The sequence below is a fragment of the Leptolyngbya subtilissima AS-A7 genome (assembly GCF_039962255.1).
In the GTDB taxonomy this organism is placed as follows: Bacteria; Cyanobacteriota; Cyanobacteriia; order Phormidesmidales; family Phormidesmidaceae; genus Nodosilinea.
The window spans coordinates 234,233-254,787 of the sequence record NZ_JAMPKY010000008.1; the positions used below are offsets into that span (position 1 = coordinate 234,233).

Here is a 20,555-nt window from a genome sequence, read left to right on the forward strand (position 1 = left end):
GCGATCGCATCGGTCAACCTTAAGGTCAGCGGCGAAGGTGGGCAAGCTATAGGAGTGCGTTTCCGTTCTAGGTATAGCCATCGCCACTTGGTGATGACCAGTGAAGACAACACGCAGTAAGTAGCGTGGCGAGCCAGATAACGTTCCGTTTTTTGGCTTTGTTAGCTTCTCTAGTCCTCAGCTATTTGGCCAGCGCTATAGATACTCCCTGGCCGCTGGCCCCGTTTGGCTCCGTAGACCCATGCTCGACCACCGTCCCAAGCCCGTCGCTGAGCCTCCTGTTGCTGTGGGGGCACGACCCAAAATTTCAATTTTAGTCAGTGATTTGTCGAGTCGGGGCGCTGGACGCTGGGGCAGCGCCGTGCGACCCTTTTTGCTGGGGCAAGCCCTGCAAGGCATGGGCTATGCAGCAGAAATCGTGGGGTTTTTGACAGAAGGCGATCGCCAAACTGCGCCTTTAGAACCTTCCGCCACCGCCATCCCCCTGCATACCATTGCCATCCCCTCGCCCTACCCAGGGCCCAAGGCGGTGGGCGAATTATTTCAGCAGCTCAGCGGCGATATTATCTACGCCTACAAGCTCAAAGCCAGCAGCTTTGGCTTAGCTTTGGCCCATCGTATGCGCCACCGCCGCGCCGTTATTCTCGACATTGACGATTGGGAACTCAGCTGGCATGGGGGAGACAGCTACCGCTACCGTCCTTCTGCCCGACAGCTAGGGCGGGACCTGTTGAAGACGGGCGGCGCTCTGCGAAATCCCGACCATCCCCTCTATTTACGGTGGATGGAACGCTGGGTTGCTCAGGCTGACTTGGTGACTACTCATAACGGGTTCTTGCAACGGCGCTTTGGCGGCACGATCATCCCCAACGGCAAAGATACCGAGCTATTTGACCCCGATCGCTACTCCCCCGCCGCCAGCCGCGCTACCTACAATCTGGCCGGCTACCGAGTGCTCATGTTTCCTGGTGCGCCCCGCCCCTACAAAGGCGTGGAGGATCTGCTGACGGCCATGGATCGGCTGAATGAGCCCGACCTAAAGCTGGTCATTGTGGGCGGCAGCCCCTACGACGACTACGATCGCACCCTCTGCAATCGCTGGCCCCAGCACATTATTCACCTGGGCAAGCAGCCTTACGAGGAGATGCCCAGGGTGATCGCTGCTGCCCACGTCATCGTCGTGCCCCAGCGCCAGACCCCCGCCGCCCAGGCCCAGTTTCCGCTGAAGCTGACCGATGGTATGGCGATGGCAAAACCGATTCTGGCGACGCGAGTGGGCGACATTCCCGAAATTCTTGGCGGCTGTGGGTATATGGCCGATGCCGATGCCCCAGCGCAGCTTGCAGCGCAGATTACCGCCATTTTTGCCAACTACGACCATGCCCTTGAGTTGGGGAAACGAGCGCGCGATCGCTGCCTCACCCACTACAGCATGGCCGCCATGGGCGTAGGTCTGCACCAAGCTATTCAGCAAAACATTCTCGCAAAGGTGCATCGGCAGAGCAATATTTTGGGACATGCTAACCCACCCTGACCGCCGAAATTCTCAGAATTGGTGCATTGGCGGAGCAATGTCCTGGGAGCATCCCTACTTTCCCTGACCGCCGAATGCACCCTACCACCCCTTACCCATTCACTCCCCAACGCTCCATGACCGCCCAAAAGCTGCTCTTCAACCACGCAAAACGCTACCCCTGGCGAATTCTGGCTGCCATCGGGCTGGGTTTTTCGGGAGCGGTATTTAACGGGGTGGGCACCACGCTGATTGTGCCAGCGGTGTTTGAGCTGTTGGGCACCGGGGCCGGCAGTGCTGGGGCGATCGCTCTACCTCCCCTGCTAGAAAAGCTGCTGGAACCCGTTTTGGGCATCCCTGGGCCGGGGCGAGCGGTGCTCATGCTGAGTTTTATTGTGTTGACCATTCTGCTCAAAAACCTGGCCAACTACCTCAGCAGCGTCACCAGCGAGGGGCTCAGCCGCCGCCTCACCTGCGATCTGCGCCGAGATGGGCTCGACCTGCTGCTTAAGGTCGATATCGACTACCACAACACCATGCGCACTGGGGATATTATCCAGCGGCTGAACGATCAAATTGGCCGGGCGGTAGCCTCCATCAACGCGGTGATTAACCTGCTGCGGGCGTCGCTGAATATTTTGTTTTTTACGGTGGTGCTGCTGTCGATTTCGGGGTCGCTAACGCTGGCCGCGGTGGTGCTGATGGTCGGGGTGCTGCTGCTCAACCGCTACGTGATCGCCCGCGCCCGTGAGCACGGCAAGGCCCTGGCGGAGGCTTCTAAAGACTATTCGGTGCGCACCCTAGAAATGCTCAACGGCATGCGCCTGGTGAAGGCCACCGCTAACGAAGCAGCAGAATTCGCTCAGGTAGAAGCGCTCATCGAGCAGCGCGAGCAGGCCGCCCTGCGATCGCAGATGAACACCGCCATCATCGGTCCGCTGAACGAAATTCTCAGCATTTTGGCTCTGGTAGCAATTATTTTGATCAGCCAGTTTTGGCTGGGCAGCGGCTCGGCGGCCTCGGCTACCCTGCTGCTGACCTTTTTGTTTGTGCTGTCGCGGGTGATTCAGTTTGTGGGACAGCTCAACTCGGCCCGCAGCCAGCTAGCCAACAGTTCCGCCAGCGTTGACCTGGTCTACGACTTTTTGCGCCGCGACAACAAAGCGTTTATGCCCCAGGGCGATCGCCACCTCACGGCCCTCAGCCAGGGCATCACCTTCGAAGGCATCGCCTTTAAATATCCCACTGCCAAGGATTGGTCGCTCCACGACATCACTCTCTCGCTGCCCAAGGGCACCACCCTGGCCCTGGTGGGGGCCTCCGGCGCGGGCAAGTCCACCCTGGCCGATCTGCTGCCCCGCTTCTATGACCCGATAGCGGGCCGCATCGCCATCGATGGGATAGATTTGCGCGAGTTTGACTTAGGCAGTCTGCGTCGGGCCATGGGCATTGTTAGCCAAGACACGTTTTTGTTTAATGCCACCGTGCGCGACAACATCGCCTACGCCCAGTCGGCGGCCACCGACGCTGAGGTGGTGCAGGCCGCCCAGCAGGCCAACGCCTACGAATTTATCAGCCAGCTCCCCCAGGGCTTTGACACCGTGGTGGGCGATCGCGGCGTAATGCTCTCGGGTGGCCAGCGTCAGCGCATCGCCATTGCCCGCGCCCTACTACAAAACCCGCCAATTTTGATCCTTGATGAAGCCACCAGCGCCTTAGATACGGTGTCAGAGCAGTTGGTGCAAGAAGCCTTGGAAGATTTGAGCCGCGATCGCACCACCCTAGTCATTGCCCACCGCCTCTCCACCATTCGCAAAGCCCACCAGATTGCTGTGCTCGACCAGGGCCGCGTCGTCGAGCTGGGCACCCATGAAGAACTGCTGCAAAAACATGGACGCTACACCTACCTTTACACCGTGCAGTTCGCCCAAGAAACCGGCTCCTGCCCCATCTCTCCAGCCATTACCAACGCCGCCTCCTACGACCTGCGCACCGGGCTGAATATTGTGCTCGGCTCCCTCCAGCTTTTGGCCGACGGCCTGGTCGAAGACGGCCCTGAAACCGAAGAACTCGTCCAAGAGGCTTACCACGCTGCCCTCAACCTCCTCCCCACTCTCGAAGCTATCGAAAAACAGACTGCCTCCGCCAGCGACCCAATCCCTTCCTCTGCCCCACCACCAGAAACTCTCGCCCACCACCCGTCCCTAACCTCCATTCCATCTCCCGTTTCAATTCAAAACTAAAAATTCAAAATTCAAAACTTGCCCCCTCCCCACCCATGACCCGCCCCTACCTCTTCTTCATTCGCGACACTCTACCCCAACCAGCAGCCCACCTGATTCAAACGGTGCAGTGCGCCAACGCTGCTGCCAACTTGGGCTACCCCACCCAGCTCGCCTTTGTCGATCGCGGCGCGACGGCTTGGCAACCCTGGCGCTGGGTCAATCCACAGCCTCAACCAGTGGATGACGCCTTCGCCCAATTTTTCAACATTCAACACCGGCTAGAACTGCTCCCCCTAGCCATGCCCTGGCCCATCGACCGGGTCAAGCACAAGCTCACCAACGCCAGCACTGTAGCCTGCAAATACTACTGGCCGCGGCACCTAGCCATCCGCACCGCCCTAGTCCACACCCGGGACTGGAATTTTGCCAAAGCCGCCCTTAAGCAGGGGGTGCCGGTGGTGTTTGAGTGCCACCACCACACCGAAAAACCCTTCGAGCTTGAAATGGCGACCCATCCTCTTTTGCAGGCGGTCGTCACCGTCATCGACACGGTGAGAGAGAGCATTGTGCGCAGCGGGGTGCCCGAGAAAAAGGTAATTACAGTGCCCAACGGGTTTAACACGCAGTTTTTGACGCGGCATCCAGCAGCAGCGCAGGAGTGGCGCGATCGCCTCCTCACTCCACCCTTCACCCAGCTCGTCGTCTACGCCGGGGCTTTGCACGAGTTCAAGGGCGTCGATTTATTGCTAGAAATCGCACCCCAATTTCCTCAGGTGAAATTTGCCTTGGCCGGTGGACCCGTTGACCAGCAGCAGCACTACCGCGATCGCATTGCGAACCTAGGCTTAGAAAATGTGGATGTGCTTGGATTTTTAGCACAGCAAGACTTAGCCAACCTGCTGCAAGCCGCCGATGCCCTGGCTCATCCCCACCTATTAGGTAAGGCTGCCACTTTTACCTCCCCCCTCAAACTATTTGATTACCTCGCCTCAGGCACTCCGGTCGTGGCCACCCGCATTCCGTCGCTCGAAAACTGGCCCCTGGCGGCACAGATTGCCGACTGGTGCGCTCCCAACCAACCCCCGGCTTTTGCCAAGAGCCTGAGGCAGGTGCTCGCCCAGCATCCCCGCCCAGCTGAGGGTTTTGCCCCCAACGTAGACGCCCTTCGACCCTACTCTTGGGAAGCTCGCACTGAGAAAATTTTGTCCCACGTAGAAGCCCGATACCACCCTCAACTGCCGGGAGGAAACCCATGACCCGTCCTATTGTTGGCATGCTGTCGAGCTACGGCGGCCTAACTCAGTGCGACTGGCTGTGGAAGCAGACGCCCGAGCCCTTTGGGATATGGGGCAACATGCAGCTGCAATCGCAGAATTCAAAGCCCGACTACCTGCTGCTGTATCAGTTCAACTTTCACGAGCGGTTGGCCCCTAAGCCCCAGTCAAAATCGCAGCGGTTACTCAACGCGTTGCCCTTTGCTAAATCTGCCGCTTCGGTGGAAGCTCTCAGCCAGCTGCCTCCCCAGTTCAGTCAAGTACCCAAAGAACGTACTGCCTTTTTGCTGCGCGAGCCGCCGTTGCCTGAGGTGCGCTCGCAAAACCTGCTCAACTACGCCTACGCCCGCGACTACTGCGGCTATGTCTCTGGCCCCGACGACTCAGCCCCAAGCCCTGCCTACATGCCCGCCATCTGGTACGTGAATGTCTCCTTCCGCGAGCTGAATGAAGCGCCACCCCCCGAAAAGCACAGCCCCTGCAGCTGGATTACCTCGGGCATCAACCGCACCGAGAGCCACCGCCAGCGCCTAGCCTTTTTGCAGCAGCTTCAGGAGAGCGGCGCGCCCGTCGAGGTTTACGGACGTGACCTGCCCCTTGGCACCCGTACGGCGGGGGAACTTAGCAATAAATGGTCGGGCATGGCTCCTTACACCTACAACCTGGCGATCGAAAACTTTGCCGACAACAATTGGTACGCCAGCGAAAAGCTCTGGGATGCCCTGCTTGCTTGGTGTTTGCCTATCTACTACGGCGGCAGTGCGGCGGATAAGCTGCTGCCCTCCGGCAGCTTTTTGCGCCTGCCCAGCCTAGACGCGAAGGGGATTGAGTACATCCGCGAAGTGACAGCCAGTCCCGATGCTTGGCTAGAGGCAAAGGATACGATCGCCGAAGCCCGCCAGGTGATCCTCCACAAACTTAACCTAATGAACTGGTTGTCAGAATGGGTGGAAAATCAGGCGTAAGTAGGAGCACAGCGAAGGAGGATGAAGGGGATGGGTGACCTACGGGCGATCGAAAAATCAGAGTTTCTAAAGCAGAAAATTGAAAAGCAAATTAGCTCCTTCAAACGGCGGAAAGAGCACAACCAAACTAAAGCCGTCAGGACGAAACTGATATCAATACTCCTAGCTGCATCAACTACCGTTTTACTTGGTCTGAAAGGGCTAAATGAGTCTGGACAGCTCATTGTGCAGAATCTTGCTTTTGTTTTGAGTGCAGCCGTCACCTTTGTGACCGGGTTAGACGCTTACTTCGACCATCAAGGGCTTTGGGTTCGCTATCAAGGAACACTTAACGATTTGTACGAGCTGAAGACAGATTTAGAGTATCTGCTGGTTCATGCTGCCGGAGAGGTGCCAGAAAACGAACTAGATCAGCTCTATCGGCGGTATCAAGTAATTTTGCGAGATACAAATTCGACCTGGTCGAGCTTAAGAAAAGAGCAGACCTCTTGAGATATCTACAGTAAAGGCAGATTATGGACGGTATTTGTATCCTCGGCAACGATCGCGTTTACGACCAAATCGTCGCCCTGATTAACAGCATTGAACTCTTCGCTCCAGAGATGCCGGTTTGCATTTACCCCTACGACGGCCAGGTGGAGCGGGTAAGGGAACTGGTGCGATCGCGCCCCCAACTCACCCTCTACGACGACACCGCCTCCATCCAGCGGTGGGATGCCTGGGTCGAGCAAATCTGGGCCACCCATCCCACCGCTCGGCAACAGTGGGATGCGATCGGCAGTGCGAGCATTCACCGCATGGGCACCCACCGCCGCTTCTGCGCCTTCGACGGCCCCTTCGATCGCTTCATTTATATGGATGCCGACACGCTGCTGCTGAGCGACCCAGCCCCGGTGTTCAACGCGTTGAATGAGTACGACTGGGTCACTTACGACTTTCAGCACAAAGACCTCAGCCACGTATATGACGTGCGTTCTGGCTGGATGGAGCAATTGTTTTCGGCAGAACAGCTGCAGCGGCAGGCGTTTTGCTCAGGGTTCTACGCCAGTCGTCGAGGGCTGTTTGATCCCGATCAGGGCCAAGACATTCTGAACTGGTTGCAAACTGGGGAAGCGGCGGTGCTGTACCCTATGGCTCCCGACCAGACCATTCTCAACTACTTGGTCATGCGTTGCGAGGTCAACTCCTGCAACTTGGCGCTGATATTGCCAAGCGATCAACGCACCGGCAACTCTGTTACCTCTAAACACTTCACTACTGAGAATCACCGCCTCTATGACAAGGGCGTGCCGCTGCTGTACGTGCACTACATTGGCCTGTCGTCCAAACTTTTCGCCCGCCTCTGCAATGGCGAGAACGTGGACTTGCCCTATCGCGATGTGTTTTTGCACTACCGCTATCTGCACAATCCTGAGACCCGTCCGGCTCTGCTGGGCAAACTAGTGACAGCCAAGCCCCAAGGCTGGCGACGGTACCTAAAACCCCTGGCCCAGTTGCTCCCCTGAGGATTGCTATGACTTCGCGCGGCATTTACATCACAGCCAACGACAAGGTGATCGACCATGCGATCGCCTGCCTCAACAGCATTCGTGCCCACGACCCCAGCATTCCGGTGATGCTGGTTCCCTACAACGACGACTATCACCAGGTGGCCGAGGTGCTGGGGCGCGACTACGGCGTGGAGGTCTACCCCGACCTGGAGTTCATTCAGCGGTTGTCAGAAAATTTGCACGGCATCTTTGGCGAAGGGTTCTTTGCTCGGCCCAACCAGTTTCGCAAGCAGGCCTGCTGGTTTGGCCCCTTCGATCGCTTTCTCTACATCGATACCGATGTGGTGGTGTTTAGCGCGATCGCCAAAGTGCTCGACGCCCTCGATAACCACGATTTCATCAGCTACGACTACCAACACCGGGGCGGCATTCGCAATGTGTTTGCCCCCGCGATCGTCGAGCAGGGTGTTTTCACCGCCGCCGAGCTAGAAGATATGTTTAACTGCGGCTTTTGGGGGTCCAAAAAAGGGCTAGTCAGCGAGCAAGACCTTTACGACACCTTTGCTGAATGTGCCGCCCACCCCGACTACTTCGATTTCTCTGAAAAAACCTCCGACCAGCCGATCATCAACTATTTAATTCTCAAACGGGTGGCGCGACGGTTCAACCTGGTACGCCAGCCCGGTGGTGGCCCCGGCAACTGGGCTGGCAGCCCCCACTTTGTCCAAGAGGGCATGGCCTTAAGCGATCCGAATGTGAACAAGCCCCTCGACTATCTGCACTGGGCCGGCTACCGCATTCAGCCAGGCTGCCCCTACTGGGATATCTGGGCCCACTACCGCTACCTGCGCGACCCCGACAGCCGTCCGGTGGAAGTTCCAGCAGCAGCCCCATCTCCTATGAAAACCCTAAGCCGCAAGGCAGGCAAACTGCTGAGCCGTTTGGGGAAATAGTCAGTACCATTCGGCCCTAAATTCTATCCTCGCTAAAACAAGCGACCCTGCTGAACTTCCTCCAAGGCCGATCGCGCCGTACCGGAAGACGCCAAGCGATCGGCGTAGCGAGTGGTTTCGGGCAGACGGTATTTCGTGCTGCACCGTAACACTAGGTCGATGGCAGTCTCCAGCGTTGTGTAGTGGCCGGGGGAAATGTATAGCGGTTTAGTATTGGCGCGGTTGCGCAGCACGGCTCCGATGCGATCGCCCCGGTCAACCAGCGGTACCCAGGTGCCTTTGTCGGGCGGCACCTCGATGTGGGTGCCCACCAAGCGCGACTTAGCCACGCCGACGGTGGGGCGATCGCACAACAACCCCAAATGCGACGCAATTCCCAACCGCCGAGGATGCGCTATTCCCTGACCATCACAGAGAATCACATCCGGCTCGGTTTTGAGCTGCGCCAGGGCCGCCAGCACCGCAGGCACCTCCCGAAACGACAGCAGCCCCGGCACGTAGGGAAAAACGGTAGGCTGCCGCACCAGCACCTCATCTACCGGAGTCAAGTCGGGGAACGACAGCACCACCACAGCGGCGCGGGTGGTTTCGCCCTCATCCTCAAACCCCGCATCCACTCCGGCGACATAACGAATGGGGTTAGGGATACGGTCTTTGAGGACAACCTGGGGAGCAAGGGTTTGCTGAAGGGCGATCGCCTCGGCGGGCGTGGTCGGCCAGCTCTCTGGAAACTGAATCTGCATGGTACTGTGCTTTGCCGATCCTAAATAAGTGCTTGTAAACGCTTTGTACCCTTACCCTCAATCTCAAACCCTAGACCGTAAACCCTCCAACTACTGCCATGCTAGGGTGATCATGCCCTTCACTGCCTCACCTTTATGACTAATCGTCTGGCAGATTCTTCCAGTCTGTATTTACGCAAGCATGCCGAAAACCCGATTGACTGGTGGCCCTGGTGTGACGAGGCGCTGGAGCGGGCTAGGCAGGATGACAAGCCAATTTTTCTGTCAATTGGTTACTCTAGTTGCCACTGGTGCACAGTGATGGAGGGAGAGGCGTTTTCGGATGAGGCGATCGCATCCTACATGAATGCCAACTTCATCCCCATTAAGGTCGATCGCGAAGAGCGACCCGATGTCGACAGCATCTATATGCAGGCGCTGCAAATGCTCACCGGGCAGGGGGGCTGGCCACTAAACGTGATGCTGCACCCCGAAACACGGGTGCCGTTTTATGGGGGCACTTATTTTCCGCTAGAGCAGAAGTACGGACGCCCTGGTTTTTTACAGGTGCTCACGACCCTGCGCCAGTTCTACGACACCGAGAAAGCTCGCTTAGCCGAGATCACCGAGGCGGTGATGGGCAATCTGCACCAGGGAGCGCAGCTGCCGGAAACTCCGGCAATTCCATCGGCGGATGTGCTCTATGCAGGTCTGACGACCAACGCCAAAATTCTTATCCCCTCAGGCCAGGGCACCTGCTTTCCGATGATTCCCTACGCGGCAGCGGTGCTGGGTGGGTTGCGGTTTGATCTGGAGCTGGATGTAGCCCACATCTGCGGCCAGCGGGGGCAGGACATGGCCCTGGGCGGCATTTACGACCACGTGGGCGGCGGCTTTCACCGCTACACCGTCGACCCCAGCTGGACGGTGCCCCACTTTGAAAAAATGCTCTACGACAACGGCATGATCGTGGAATATCTGGCTGACCTGTGGGCTAGTGGGCAGCAAGAACCGGCCTTTGAGCGGGCGATCGCCCTCACCCACACCTGGCTAAAGCGCGAAATGACCGCCCCAGAAGGCTATTTCTATGCGGCCCAGGATGCCGACAGCTTCGTTACCGCCAACGACGTTGAGCCAGAAGAAGGCGCATTCTATGCCTGGCCCTACAAGACTTTGGAATCGGCGCTAACCCCTGACCAGCTGCGGGGATTGGCGAACGCCTTTGCTGTGACCCCAGAGGGCAACTTTGAGGGGCAAATCGTACTGCAACGGTTCGACCTTGGCCCCCTGCCCACTGAGGTCGAGGTGGCCCTCGATCAGCTCTTTACCCTGCGCTACGGCACCCCGGCGGCAGAGCTAGAGATCTTTCCCCCAGCAACCGATAACCAGGCGGCTAAAACCCAGACTTGGCCAGGGCGCATTCCTCCGGTCACCGACACCAAGCTAATTGTGGCGTGGAATAGTTTGATGATTTCTGGCCTAGCACGGGCAGCAACGGTATTGCAGAACCCCAACTATCTAGCTACCGCTGTAACTGCCGCTGAGCACATTCGTCAGCATCAGTGGATCGGCAGTCAGCTGCACCGTCTAGGCTACGACGGTATGCCCCAAGTGCAGGCCCAATCGGAAGACTATGCCCTGCTGATCAAAGCGTTCCTCGACCTGCATCAAGCTAGCTTGGCCACGCCAGGCTCTGCCACCGATACTGACTGGCTGACGCTGGCGATCTCTACCCAGCAGGAGTTCGACCATTTACTGTGGAGTGCTGACCAGGGGGGCTATTTCAGCACCGCCGCTGGCGAAGATTTGCTGGTGCAGGAGCGCCCTTATCAAGACAGCGCGACACCAGCGGCGAATGGGGTTGCTGTTGCCAACCTCGTGCGTCTATCTCTGCTCACCGATAATTTGGACTATTTAGACCGCGCCGATCGCACCCTGCAAGCCTTTGGCACTGTCATAGAGCAGATTCCTCGCGCCTGCCCCAGTTTGCTAGCGGGCCTCAACTGGTTTCGTAATGGCACTGTGGTCAAAGCTGTGGCAGAAATTATTCCTGAACTAGCGGCAGAATATTGGCCAACGACTGTTTTCACGGTTTCCCATAATCTGTCCGCTGACGCTGTGGGCATGGTGTGCCGAGGCACTACCTGTTTAGCGGTGGCAGATTCTGTGGATAAACTACGGCAGCAGTTACAAACCCTTCGGCCTCGCTAATTTATGCCCCACAACCCAGATTTGTACCAGGTGCTGTGCGATCGCATCCACCAATCGCCCCAGGGCCGCATCCCCTTTGCCGAATTTATGGAGCTGGCCCTCTACCATCCCCAGGGCGGCTACTACAGCACTAAAGACGCCATTCTTGGGTTTGAGGGCGACTTCGTTACCTCTGCCCACTTAGGCCACGACTTTGGCGAACTGCTGGCCATCCAGTTTGCCGAAATGTGGGAGCATTTGGGCTGCCCCAATCCCTTCTCGCTGGTAGAAATGGGAGCAGGCCAGGGGCTGATCGCCGCCGATGCGCTGGGCGCTCTACAAAACCATTTCCCCGACTGCTTTGCCGCCCTGAGTTACCAGATCGTCGAGAAATCTGACCTGCTGCGGGCCGCCCAAGAGCGACGCTTATCTGGCTGGACTGGGCGAGTGAGCTGGCTAAGTTTGGAAGACATCCCTGACGACAGCATCACTGGCTGCCTGTTCTCGAACGAACTGGTAGATGCTTTGCCGGTACACCAGGTGGTGATGACAGAATCCGGCCTGCAAGAGGTCTACGTCACCCTGAGCGACAGCCCGGCATCCCTTCTGCAAGAAGCAGTGGAGACTCCTTCTACCCCGCGACTGGCCGACTACTTTGCCTTTGTCGGCGTTGACCTGGCCGATCCTCAGTACGCTCCCGGCTACCGCACCGAAGTTCACCTGGCCGCGCTCGACTGGATGAAAACCGTCGCCGCAAAGCTGAATCGGGGATACGTACTCACGGTTGACTACGGCTACCCCGCCAGCCGCTACTACAGCCGCGGCCGCGCCCAGGGTACGCTCCAGTGCTACTACCAACACGCCCACCACAACGATCCCTACAGCCATCTGGGCCACCAAGACATTACCGCCCACGTCAACTTCACCGCGCTAGAGCGTCAGGGTGAGCAGTGTGGGCTAGAAACCGTGGGGGCAACGCAGCAGGGAATGTTTTTGATGGCGCTGGGTTTAGGCGATCGCCTCGCCGCCCTGGGCCAGATTCAGGCTAACGACCCCACCACCGTCAACCTTGCCATTCAGCGGCGCGACAAGCTGCACCAGCTGATCAACCCCATGGGCCTGGGGAATTTTGTGGTGTTGGTGCAGGGCAAGGGGCTGACGTCTGCGGCCAAGACACTGAAGGGGCTGACGGTGCCGCCGCTGATGTAGAGCGCGATCGCATCCACTCAACCTTTGAAACTGGGGTCTTTAAGGGACAGGCAAGAAAATAAGTACCAGCTAACTTTCCTGCTGGTGCATTGCTTCGCGAATGCACCCTACAGTGACCAACGCTTCCGGTACTTTATTTAGGCGCACGCCCCTAAGCTCACGCTTCCCTAAGCCTCTACAGGCTCTAGCGGTTTAGCCTGCTGCTGCTCAACCCGGCGGGGTTGACCCCAAATCACGGTTTCGTGTTTGTAGATCACCATGCCGGGGCGCGCTCCCTTGGGCTTGTAGACGTGGCGGGGCTGGGTGTAAATCACCGGCACTTGGTCGGCCTGACGGGCGCGGCTAAAGTAGGCGGCTAAGTCGGCCACGTAGGCCAGGTCGCGATCGCTCGGCACATCCCCCGCCCCCAGCCGCAGCAGCACGTGGCTACCAGGAATTTCCTGGGTGTGAAACCAGAGGTCGTAGTCGGTAGCCACTGTAGAAATCAGCAGATCGTTTTGGCGGTTGTTGCGGCCCACTAGCACCGGCAAACCATCGGGGGTCTGTAGGCGACGGAAGCCTTCATCATTGGCCTTGCGATCAGTGGGGCGATAGTCGGGCGAGGCCATATAGCCCTGCTGAATCAGCTCGTTGCGGATATCGACCAGCGCCTCCAGATCCGCCGGTTCGTCGTAGGTAGGGATCTGGGTCAGGGCCGCCTCTACCTGCTCTAGGTAGGCCAGTTCGCCCTGCACCTCGGCCAGCAGTGGGGCAACCGCATCCTTCGCTCGCTTCAGTTTTTGGTGCTGTTTATAGAGGCGCTGGGCCTGCTGAATCGCCGTTTTATCGGGGTCGATGGCGAGGGTGACGGGTTCTCCGGTGTCAAAATCCTCCACCGTGAGCTGGGTGAGACCGGGCTGCCACTGGTGGCCGTAGGTCATCAGCAGATCGGCCTGCTGGCGGTACTGGTCGGCCTGGGCCGACTGATCGAGGCGCTGCTCAAAGGTGTTGGCCTTGAGCCGCAGCTTGTCGAGCACGCCCTTGAGCCGCTGCTGAATCTGGTTTTTGAGGCGATCGAACTGCTGTAGGGCAATCTCGCGGCCATAGTACTTATCCAGCAGCTGATGCACATCCGCCACCGGAGCCACCCCTTCCCAGTCGAGCACGGTGTAGCCGCCCTCGGCCCAGCCAGGATAAAACTCGCCCTTCTCAAGACAGACCAGCCAGCGCTGCCAGGCCTCAAACAGCCGATCCCAGTCACTTTGAGTCAGGCTTTCGGCGACTTGGTCAGGGGTTAAGCGGGCGGCAGAAAGGAGCGATCGCACCAGTGATGAACTCAGCCCCCCATAGCTCTGCATCAACATCTCTTTGAGCGTAGTGGGCACTAGTGTCACCCGCTCCTGCCAGGAGGCTCGGGATTCCTTCAGGCTAGGCAGCGTATTCATGATGGCTGGCGGCAGCACGTAGGTGTCGCCAGTTTGAATGGGCCGCACCCGCGACTGCTGATCGCTCACCTGGTGGGCAGCCGTAACAATCTGATTTTGGGCGTTGGCCAGAATGACATTGCTGTACTTGCCCATGATTTCGACGTACAGGTGCCACTGAGGCGGGTCGCCGGGGCGAGGGCCAAACTGCAAATCGATCGCCCGCTCCCAGGAGGCTACCGGAGCGATCGCCACCAGCGCCAGCTGGCTAATCTGGTGCTTCAACTGCTGGCTAAACGTAAACGTATCCTGCCCCTTGGGTGGCGCATCGCCCAGGTGCAGCCGCGCCGCCTGGGGATGCCATGAGATCGTCAGCCAACTGCGGCGATCGAGGGTTCTGAGCGCCAGCGCCAAGGTGGTCGTATCAATCTGCACCACTGTCTCGCAGCGGGCAGGCACCCAGTCGGCCTCAAGGCTCTGGCACAGGGCCATCAGAGTAGTAAAGTCAACCGGCTGCACAACACAATCCTCCAGGCTGAGACAGGGTAAGCAGGGCACCCCAAGGCTAGGTTAGCCAGAGATACCCAAAAAAGGGCTAAGAAGACCCGATTGGGCTGCCTTTAGGTCGAGGGATGTAGCCCAAGGAACGAAAACGCCAAAAACCTAAAATTTCGCCGGATATTCACCCTCAGCACCAGACGGATTCGTTAGTATGGCAATAAGTCATCTGGGCTCAAATGTAGAGCATAGTGCCAAAAAGCCCCGGGTTTTCTGGCTTGTCGGGGGTTAACCCTGGCGTTAGCACCAGCACCTCCCGTTATCGCCCTTCTATATATTATGGACATTAAGCTCATCAATATTGGCTTTGGCAATATCGTATCGGCCAATCGGGTAATTGCCATTGTTAGCCCCGAGTCTGCCCCCATTAAGCGCATTATCTCTGATGCCCGCGAGCGAGGGCAGCTAGTCGACGCCACCTACGGTCGCCGCACCCGTGCCGTCATTATCACCGACTCAGGCCACACCATTCTTTCCGCCATTCAGCCCGAAACCGTTGCCCACCGCTTCGTCAGCGGCAAAGATAGCGACGGCAAAGCGTAGAGAGAGATGGGGAGTAGGGGAGTGATGGGGTAGGAAGTAGGGGAGCGAGGTTAGCGTACATAACGGCCATATAGAATCCTCTTTTGGCCCTTCCATCACTCCCCTACCCCATCACTCCCCCGCCTCCACCCCATCACTCCCACTTGATAGACTACTCAAGAAACGTCTCCCCACCCGCTGCGCCATGCCCGCCGATCGCCCCGAGTCTATTGAGAAAATTGTGGCCCGCTTTCAGAAGGCCGCTGACCCTAAGCGTCGCTACGAGCAGCTGCTGTGGTTTGCCAAGAAACTCGACCCCCTGCCCGAGGAGTACAAAACGCCGGACAACAAGGTGCCGGGCTGTGTCTCCCAGGTGTTCGTGGTGGCTGATTTAATTGATGGCAAAGTAGTCTATCAAGCCGACTCTGACGCTCAGATCACCAAAGGGCTGGTGGCGTTGCTGATCAAAGCTCTCAATGGTCTTACCCCCGACGAAATCGTCACCCTCACCCCCGACTTCATCAAAGACACTCAGCTCGATGTCAGCCTGACACCGTCGCGGGCCAACGGCTTCTACAACATCTTTAAGACCATGCAGCAAAAGGCTCGAGGACTGCACGATGGGGCGGCACCAGGGGCGCTGCTGAGCTAAACTCAGCCCCGCTCTAACCAGGGCAAACGATCCACAACTCTGGCACTTCGTCAAACTTTGGTAAACTTTGGAATGCGATTCAGCCTCGGTTGAATTCTGCCTGCATTCCTTCTGCCACTGGTTGGGCCTAATTCCATGAGCGAGTACAGTATTTTCACCTCTGAGTCGGTGTCTGAAGGCCATCCCGACAAAATGGCCGACCAGATTTCCGATGCCGTTTTGGATGCCATTCTCAAAGAAGACCTGCATGCCCGAGTAGCGGTTGAAACCTTGGTTAAGACCGGTATGGCCGTCATAGCTGGGGAAGTGCGCACTAACACCTACGTCGATCTAGAAGACATTGTCCGCAATGTAATTCTGGCCATTGGCTACGACAGCTCCGATGTGGGCTTTGACGGGGCCTCCTGCGCGGTGCTCAACGCCATTGGCAAGCAGTCGTCTGACATTGCTATGGGGGTCGATGTGGCCACCGACAAAGATCTGGGCGCAGGCGACCAGGGGTTGATGTTTGGCTACGCCACCAACGAAACCGACACCCTCATGCCCGCCCCAATTTACTACGCCCATCGGCTGGTAGAGCGGCAGGCCTACCTGCGTAAGCACGGCGTGCTGCCCTGGCTGCGCCCCGACGCCAAGAGCCAGATTACCCTGCGCTACGAGCATCTAAAACCGGTGGCGGTGGAAGCGGTGGTGCTCTCGACCCAGCACGACCCCGATATTTCTCAAGCCGACATCCGCGAAGCAGTGATGGAAGAGATCATTAAGCCGGTGCTGCCCAACGGCTGGCTCCACGCCGATACTCAATATCACATCAACCCCACAGGGCAGTTCATCATTGGCGGCCCTGTCGGCGACTGCGGCCTTACCGGGCGCAAAATTATTGTTGATACCTACGGCGGCATGGCTCGCCACGGCGGCGGCGCATTCTCGGGCAAAGATCCCACCAAGGTCGATCGCTCGGCGGCCTATGCTGGGCGCTACGTGGCCAAGAATATTGTGGCGGCAGGTCTGGCCGAGCGCTGCGAAATTCAGGTCTCCTACGCTATCGGCGTGGCTCAGCCCACCTCGATCTCAATCAACACCTTTGGCACGGGCAAGATTTCTGACGGGGCGATCGCAGAGCTGGTGCGCAAACACTTTGACCTGCGCCCCCAGGGCTTAATCGACATGCTCGATCTGCGCCGCCCAATTTACCAGCAGACGGCTGCCTACGGCCACTTTGGTCGCGAGCTGCCCGACTTCACCTGGGAAAAAACCGACAGAGCTGACCTGCTCAAGACCGCTCTTTAGAGCGCGGCTCAAGCGGGTAGAACACAAAGGCGAGGGGCGGTCAGCTGACCGCCCCTCGCCTTTGTAATTGCGTTCCTAAGTTGGTAGGACCTTCTACTGATTGATGACGGTGGTCTGGTGGGGCAGAGCGCGTTCTTCGTCATGGGGCTCGCTCTGGGTGCCGTGGTCGTGGTCTTTCATATCTTCGGTGCGGCGACGGCTCAACAATTCCTTGAGGGGGTCGCGCTTTTCTTCAGACATGTGAATTTGAATGTTGGGCCCCGATCGCGCCAGACGAATCACAATGCCGTCTTCTACAGGGACCTCGGTAATGCGACGACCGTCGAGATAGGTACCGTTGGTACCGATGCTTTTCACCGCCCAGCCATTGTCGGCGCGGTGAATTTCAACGTGGTGGCGGGAGACCACAGCGCTGTATAGAACCACGTTGTTATCGGTCGATCGACCAATGCGAATCACCGATTCTTGATCAAAAGACCAGCTCTGCACTGGAGTTTTGTGGAGAGGATGGAGCAGCGAGAGGGTAATCACATTACTCAATCAAAAACGATCCCTGTAGTGTCTAATCATAGAAGAGTCTGACGAAGCCCAACCCCCATTTTAGGATTCTCAGCCGCTGACGGTCGGCAGGCGCCATTTATCTCCAGGACTGTCGAGCAGCCTGCTTAGATAATAGTTCAGCACCGCAGCAATTCAGAGAGGAGTGAAACCCCTGGTTGAAAGCTTTAGCTAGAGACCATTGCTGCCAAGTCAAGGTCGCCCACCGCTGAGCGATCGAGCAGCCAGCGCAGTTCTCCCTGGGGGCGCACCATCCGGGAGGGATAGGCCTCGTCGTCGCCATCGGGGGCAAATACCTGGGCCAGGGCGGCCTGTTTGTCCGACCCGGCTACTAAAAACATGACCCGATGGCTGTGGTTAATTAGCGGGGCGGTAAAGGTGAGGCGAGGGTCGCTGCCCTTTTGGCCCACGGCAATCAGTCGATCATTTACTTTCAGCGCCTCGGTGTAGGGAAAGAGGGAGGCCGTATGGCCGTCATCGCCCATGCCTAGCAAAATGAGGTCGAAGCGGGGCACCTGATCAGGGCCAAGGCCCTGAAGCCCACCAAAAATTGACTTGACCATCGCCTCGTACTGACGGGCCGACACGGCTGGATCCCCCTCTAGGGTAGGGGCATAGAGAATGTGGTCGGGCGGAATGGGCACCCGGTCGAGCCAGGCGGCCTTGGCCATGCCCCCGTTGCTGTCGGGATGGTCGAGGGGCACGTAGCGCTCGTCGCCCCAAAAAATGTAGAGTTTTTCCCAGGGCAGATCTTGCTCGGCCAGGCCGCTGTAGAGGGGTTTGGGGGTGCTGCCACCAGCCAGGGCCAGGGTGCAGTAGTCGTGGTCGGCTACGGCGCTGTGGATGGCCTCGACCACCAAGGCTAGGGCCCGCTGCACCAGGGCAGGCTTGTCGGACAAGATCTCAAGCTGCGGCGCGGTCATAGGCAGGGGTTACCAAATAGGGGTTCTAGCGGGTCTTGGGGGCTAGATGTTAGAACGTTTTGATTGTTTCTCATCAGCAGACTAACGTAGTTATTACCCCAGCGCCGATGGCTTAAGCTTTAATTTTGAAGCCAGAACTCAATCAGGTGAAGGCCTTGGTTGACAAGCCGCCCAAAACCTTGAAAGCTTACGGTTAGCTCTGTACCCTGCGATCGCATCTTGCCCCATGCAACTGACCCCCCAGGAAAAAGACAAGCTGCTAATTTTTACCGCTGCCCTGGTGGCCGAACGCCGTAAAGACCGCGGGCTGAAGCTCAACCATCCCGAGGCCGTTGCCTACATTTCTGCGGCCATTTTAGAGGGGGCGCGCGATGGGCGCACTGTGGCCGACCTGATGAGCTACGGCACCACTCTGCTCAGCCGAGCCGAGGTCATGGATGGAGTGGCGGAGATGATTCACGATGTGCAGGTGGAGGCTACCTTCCCCGACGGCACCAAGCTAGTTACTGTTCACGAACCCATTCGGTAGGGCAATCCATGGCTGTTTCTGGCTCTAACCCAGGGGATATTGTGCTAGATGCTGAGGCGATCGAGGCTGTGCTAGGAGCACTGGTCACCCAGCTCGATGCCTACGTATTTCCCGAGGTGGCGGAAAAAATTCAGAACGACCTTGAGCAGCGCTTAGAGGCAGGGGGTTACGGCGACTTGACCGGCGGGCAGCAGCTGGCCGATACGCTAACGGCCCAGCTCCAGCAGATGAGCGGCGATCGCAACCTGCGCCTGCACTTCAGCCCCGCCCTCCTGCCCCACCTAGAGCCTGACACAGCGCCTGATGCCGCGGAGATTGAGCGCCAGTACAAAGCCAGTCGTCGCCGCAATTTTGACTTAAACAAAGTTGAGCGCTTGCCCGGCAACGTGGGTTACATCCAGCTATTTAGCTTTGAGCCGCCAGAGTTTGCCGGCGAGACTCTGGCCGCCGCCATGACCCTGGTGGCCCATACCGACGCCCTCATCTTTGACCTGCGCCACAACCAGGGGGGCTCCCCAGCTACAGTGGCGCTGCTGTGCAGCTATCTACTTCCCGCCCATCCACCCGTTCACCTCAACGACCTGTACTGGAGCGAAACCGACGAAACCCACCAGTGGTGGACGGTGCCCTACGTGCCGGGGCAGCGCTACCTCGACAAGCCCGTCTTTGCCCTCACCAGCCCTGAAACCTTCTCAGCGGCGGAGGAGTTTGCCTACAACCTGCAAGTGCTGAAGCGCGGAGCCGTGGTGGGTGAAACCACTCGCGGTGGAGCCAATCCGGGACGCGGCTTTCGCCTACACGACCATTTCTGGGTCTTTATGCCCACGGGTCAGGCAATCAACCCCACCACTGGCAAAAACTGGGATGGTACAGGGGTGATCCCCACCGTCAAGGTGCCGGCGGAGACGGCCCTCGATACGGCTCACCTGATGGCCCTCAACCACCTGCTAGAGGCCGGGCCCGAGGGCGTGGCCCGCCGCGAGCTGGAGGAAACCCTGCCCAGAGTTGAGCGATCGCTTCAGCAAAAGCGCCAAGACTTAATTGCCAACCTAGGAGGCCCGTCATGATTCCCGGAGAACTGCTGCCCGCCGAGGGCGAAATTGAGCTGAACGCGGGCAAAGAGACAGTAACGCTGGCGGTGGCCAATACGGGCGATCGCCCTATCCAGGTCGGCTCCCACTTTCACTTTTTTGAGGTGAATGCGGCGCTGAGCTTCGACCGCGACCAGGCCCGGGGTATGCGGCTCGATATTCCTGCCGGTACTGCTGTGCGCTTTGAGCCGGGCGATGAGCGCGACGTAACTTTGGTGCCGTTGGCTGGGGAGCGACGGGTCTACGGGTTCAATGCCCAGGTCGAAGGGGCACTGTAGTCCCTAATTGTAGGCATTTCCCATGATGAAGATACTCGGGTTATCTCCCCTGCCTCCTTTAGAAAAATGGGGTGAACAATTGTGCTTGTGATGGCGGATGTCGGGGAATTTTCTGCAAGATGACCTGATTGTTGACCTTCCCCATGCCTCACAGCTCTGTTAGGGCTTCAAAGACATGGGGAAGGCGATTTGAGGAAGAATTAACAATCG

General features: G+C 58.2%; 19 protein-coding genes. 15 read left to right on the forward strand and 4 right to left on the reverse strand.

Features of this window, described 5'->3' with window-relative positions:
* Positions 1–241: 241 nt before the first annotated feature.
* The 7 genes from NC979_RS18040 (at position 242) to NC979_RS18070 (ending at position 8,420) form a co-directional block, all read left to right on the forward strand.
* Entirely contained in the window at positions 242–1,534 is a 1,293-nt protein-coding gene (locus tag NC979_RS18040; protein ID WP_190519451.1) for a glycosyltransferase, read from the forward strand.
* Positions 1,535–1,650: 116 nt separating this feature from the next.
* A complete protein-coding gene (locus tag NC979_RS18045; RefSeq protein ID WP_190519453.1) occupies positions 1,651–3,756 on the forward strand; it encodes an ABC transporter ATP-binding protein in 2,106 nt (701 codons plus the stop codon).
* A gap of 35 nt (positions 3,757–3,791) precedes the next feature.
* The gene (locus NC979_RS18050) at positions 3,792–4,994 is read left to right on the forward strand and encodes a glycosyltransferase family 4 protein (RefSeq protein ID WP_190519455.1); all 1,203 of its coding nucleotides are present in this window, start codon (positions 3,792–3,794) and stop codon (positions 4,992–4,994) included.
* Positions 4,991–5,977 (forward strand): glycosyltransferase family 10 domain-containing protein, encoded by a 987-nt coding sequence (locus NC979_RS18055; protein WP_190519458.1) that lies wholly within the window; start codon positions 4,991–4,993, stop codon positions 5,975–5,977. The genes NC979_RS18050 and NC979_RS18055 overlap by 4 nt, the downstream gene beginning before the upstream one ends.
* Positions 5,978–6,007: 30 nt before the next feature.
* Entirely contained in the window at positions 6,008–6,469 is a 462-nt protein-coding gene (locus NC979_RS18060) for a DUF4231 domain-containing protein (RefSeq protein WP_190519460.1), read from the forward strand.
* A gap of 23 nt (positions 6,470–6,492) precedes the next feature.
* On the forward strand, positions 6,493–7,482 hold the full coding sequence (locus NC979_RS18065) for an Npun_R2821/Npun_R2822 family protein (protein ID WP_190519462.1): 990 nt from the start codon (positions 6,493–6,495) through the stop codon (positions 7,480–7,482).
* 8 nt (positions 7,483–7,490) lie between these two features.
* Entirely contained in the window at positions 7,491–8,420 is a 930-nt protein-coding gene (locus NC979_RS18070; protein WP_190519465.1) for an Npun_R2821/Npun_R2822 family protein, read from the forward strand.
* Positions 8,421–8,452: 32 nt separating this feature from the next.
* Here the strand turns inward: NC979_RS18070 and nfi are convergent, their stop codons facing one another.
* Positions 8,453–9,163 (reverse strand): deoxyribonuclease V, encoded by a 711-nt coding sequence (gene nfi / locus NC979_RS18075; protein ID WP_190519467.1) that lies wholly within the window; start codon positions 9,161–9,163, stop codon positions 8,453–8,455.
* A 135-nt stretch (positions 9,164–9,298) separates the two neighbouring features.
* Between nfi and NC979_RS18080 the strand changes: the two genes are divergently transcribed.
* Together NC979_RS18080 and NC979_RS18085 are read left to right on the forward strand one after the other, a co-directional pair.
* Complete coding sequence (locus tag NC979_RS18080) at positions 9,299–11,353, forward strand: thioredoxin domain-containing protein (protein ID WP_190519469.1); 2,055 nt, start codon at positions 9,299–9,301, stop codon at positions 11,351–11,353.
* Positions 11,354–11,356: 3 nt separating this feature from the next.
* Positions 11,357–12,541, forward strand: a complete 1,185-nt coding sequence (locus NC979_RS18085; protein WP_190519470.1) for a class I SAM-dependent methyltransferase — start codon at positions 11,357–11,359, stop codon at positions 12,539–12,541.
* Positions 12,542–12,708: 167 nt separating this feature from the next.
* On the opposite strand, the gene NC979_RS18090 is transcribed toward NC979_RS18085, so the two are convergent.
* On the reverse strand, positions 12,709–14,463 hold the full coding sequence (locus tag NC979_RS18090) for an NFACT RNA binding domain-containing protein (protein ID WP_190519472.1): 1,755 nt from the start codon (positions 14,461–14,463) through the stop codon (positions 12,709–12,711).
* A gap of 318 nt (positions 14,464–14,781) precedes the next feature.
* Between NC979_RS18090 and remA the strand changes: the two genes are divergently transcribed.
* From remA to metK, 3 genes are all read left to right on the forward strand, one after another.
* Positions 14,782–15,045 (forward strand): extracellular matrix/biofilm regulator RemA, encoded by a 264-nt coding sequence (gene remA / locus NC979_RS18095; RefSeq protein ID WP_017298145.1) that lies wholly within the window; start codon positions 14,782–14,784, stop codon positions 15,043–15,045.
* A 184-nt stretch (positions 15,046–15,229) separates the two neighbouring features.
* Complete coding sequence (locus NC979_RS18100) at positions 15,230–15,676, forward strand: SufE family protein (RefSeq protein ID WP_073606828.1); 447 nt, start codon at positions 15,230–15,232, stop codon at positions 15,674–15,676.
* Positions 15,677–15,811: 135 nt separating this feature from the next.
* The gene (metK, locus tag NC979_RS18105) at positions 15,812–16,966 is read left to right on the forward strand and encodes a methionine adenosyltransferase (RefSeq protein ID WP_190519474.1); all 1,155 of its coding nucleotides are present in this window, start codon (positions 15,812–15,814) and stop codon (positions 16,964–16,966) included.
* 93 nt (positions 16,967–17,059) lie between these two features.
* On the opposite strand, the gene NC979_RS18110 is transcribed toward metK, so the two are convergent.
* The gene (locus NC979_RS18110; RefSeq protein ID WP_190519663.1) at positions 17,060–17,497 is read right to left on the reverse strand and encodes an FHA domain-containing protein; all 438 of its coding nucleotides are present in this window, start codon (positions 17,495–17,497) and stop codon (positions 17,060–17,062) included.
* Positions 17,498–17,691: 194 nt separating this feature from the next.
* Positions 17,692–18,447 (reverse strand): 6-phosphogluconolactonase, encoded by a 756-nt coding sequence (pgl, locus tag NC979_RS18115; protein ID WP_190519476.1) that lies wholly within the window; start codon positions 18,445–18,447, stop codon positions 17,692–17,694.
* A 226-nt stretch (positions 18,448–18,673) separates the two neighbouring features.
* Between pgl and NC979_RS18120 the strand changes: the two genes are divergently transcribed.
* From NC979_RS18120 to NC979_RS18130, 3 genes are read left to right on the forward strand one after another with little or no spacing between them, the layout of a single operon-like run.
* A complete protein-coding gene (locus tag NC979_RS18120; protein WP_190519478.1) occupies positions 18,674–18,976 on the forward strand; it encodes an urease subunit gamma in 303 nt (100 codons plus the stop codon).
* An 8-nt stretch (positions 18,977–18,984) separates the two neighbouring features.
* Entirely contained in the window at positions 18,985–20,043 is a 1,059-nt protein-coding gene (locus NC979_RS18125) for a S41 family peptidase (RefSeq protein ID WP_190519480.1), read from the forward strand.
* Positions 20,040–20,345, forward strand: a complete 306-nt coding sequence (locus NC979_RS18130) for an urease subunit beta (protein WP_190519487.1) — start codon at positions 20,040–20,042, stop codon at positions 20,343–20,345. The genes NC979_RS18125 and NC979_RS18130 overlap by 4 nt, the downstream gene beginning before the upstream one ends.
* Positions 20,346–20,555: the final 210 nt, after the last annotated feature.

Bases quoted from the DNA above. Each gene is read 5' to 3' on its own strand.
- NC979_RS18085 (WP_190519470.1), top strand. From the start codon at position 11,357: ATGCCCCACAACCCAGATTTGTACCAGGTGCTGTGCGATCGCATCCAC.
- NC979_RS18045 (WP_190519453.1), top strand. From the start codon at position 1,651: ATGACCGCCCAAAAGCTGCTCTTCAACCACGCAAAACGCTACCCCTGG.
- remA (WP_017298145.1), top strand. From the start codon at position 14,782: ATGGACATTAAGCTCATCAATATTGGCTTTGGCAATATCGTATCGGCC.
- NC979_RS18060 (WP_190519460.1), top strand. From the start codon at position 6,008: ATGGGTGACCTACGGGCGATCGAAAAATCAGAGTTTCTAAAGCAGAAA.
- NC979_RS18070 (WP_190519465.1), top strand. From the start codon at position 7,491: ATGACTTCGCGCGGCATTTACATCACAGCCAACGACAAGGTGATCGAC.
- metK (WP_190519474.1), top strand. From the start codon at position 15,812: ATGAGCGAGTACAGTATTTTCACCTCTGAGTCGGTGTCTGAAGGCCAT.
- NC979_RS18050 (WP_190519455.1), top strand. From the start codon at position 3,792: ATGACCCGCCCCTACCTCTTCTTCATTCGCGACACTCTACCCCAACCA.
- NC979_RS18040 (WP_190519451.1), top strand. From the start codon at position 242: ATGCTCGACCACCGTCCCAAGCCCGTCGCTGAGCCTCCTGTTGCTGTG.
- NC979_RS18055 (WP_190519458.1), top strand. From the start codon at position 4,991: ATGACCCGTCCTATTGTTGGCATGCTGTCGAGCTACGGCGGCCTAACT.
- NC979_RS18120 (WP_190519478.1), top strand. From the start codon at position 18,674: ATGCAACTGACCCCCCAGGAAAAAGACAAGCTGCTAATTTTTACCGCT.
- NC979_RS18125 (WP_190519480.1), top strand. From the start codon at position 18,985: ATGGCTGTTTCTGGCTCTAACCCAGGGGATATTGTGCTAGATGCTGAG.
- NC979_RS18130 (WP_190519487.1), top strand. From the start codon at position 20,040: ATGATTCCCGGAGAACTGCTGCCCGCCGAGGGCGAAATTGAGCTGAAC.
- nfi (WP_190519467.1), bottom strand. From the start codon at position 9,163: ATGCAGATTCAGTTTCCAGAGAGCTGGCCGACCACGCCCGCCGAGGCG.
- NC979_RS18100 (WP_073606828.1), top strand. From the start codon at position 15,230: ATGCCCGCCGATCGCCCCGAGTCTATTGAGAAAATTGTGGCCCGCTTT.
- pgl (WP_190519476.1), bottom strand. From the start codon at position 18,447: ATGACCGCGCCGCAGCTTGAGATCTTGTCCGACAAGCCTGCCCTGGTG.
- NC979_RS18065 (WP_190519462.1), top strand. From the start codon at position 6,493: ATGGACGGTATTTGTATCCTCGGCAACGATCGCGTTTACGACCAAATC.
- NC979_RS18080 (WP_190519469.1), top strand. From the start codon at position 9,299: ATGACTAATCGTCTGGCAGATTCTTCCAGTCTGTATTTACGCAAGCAT.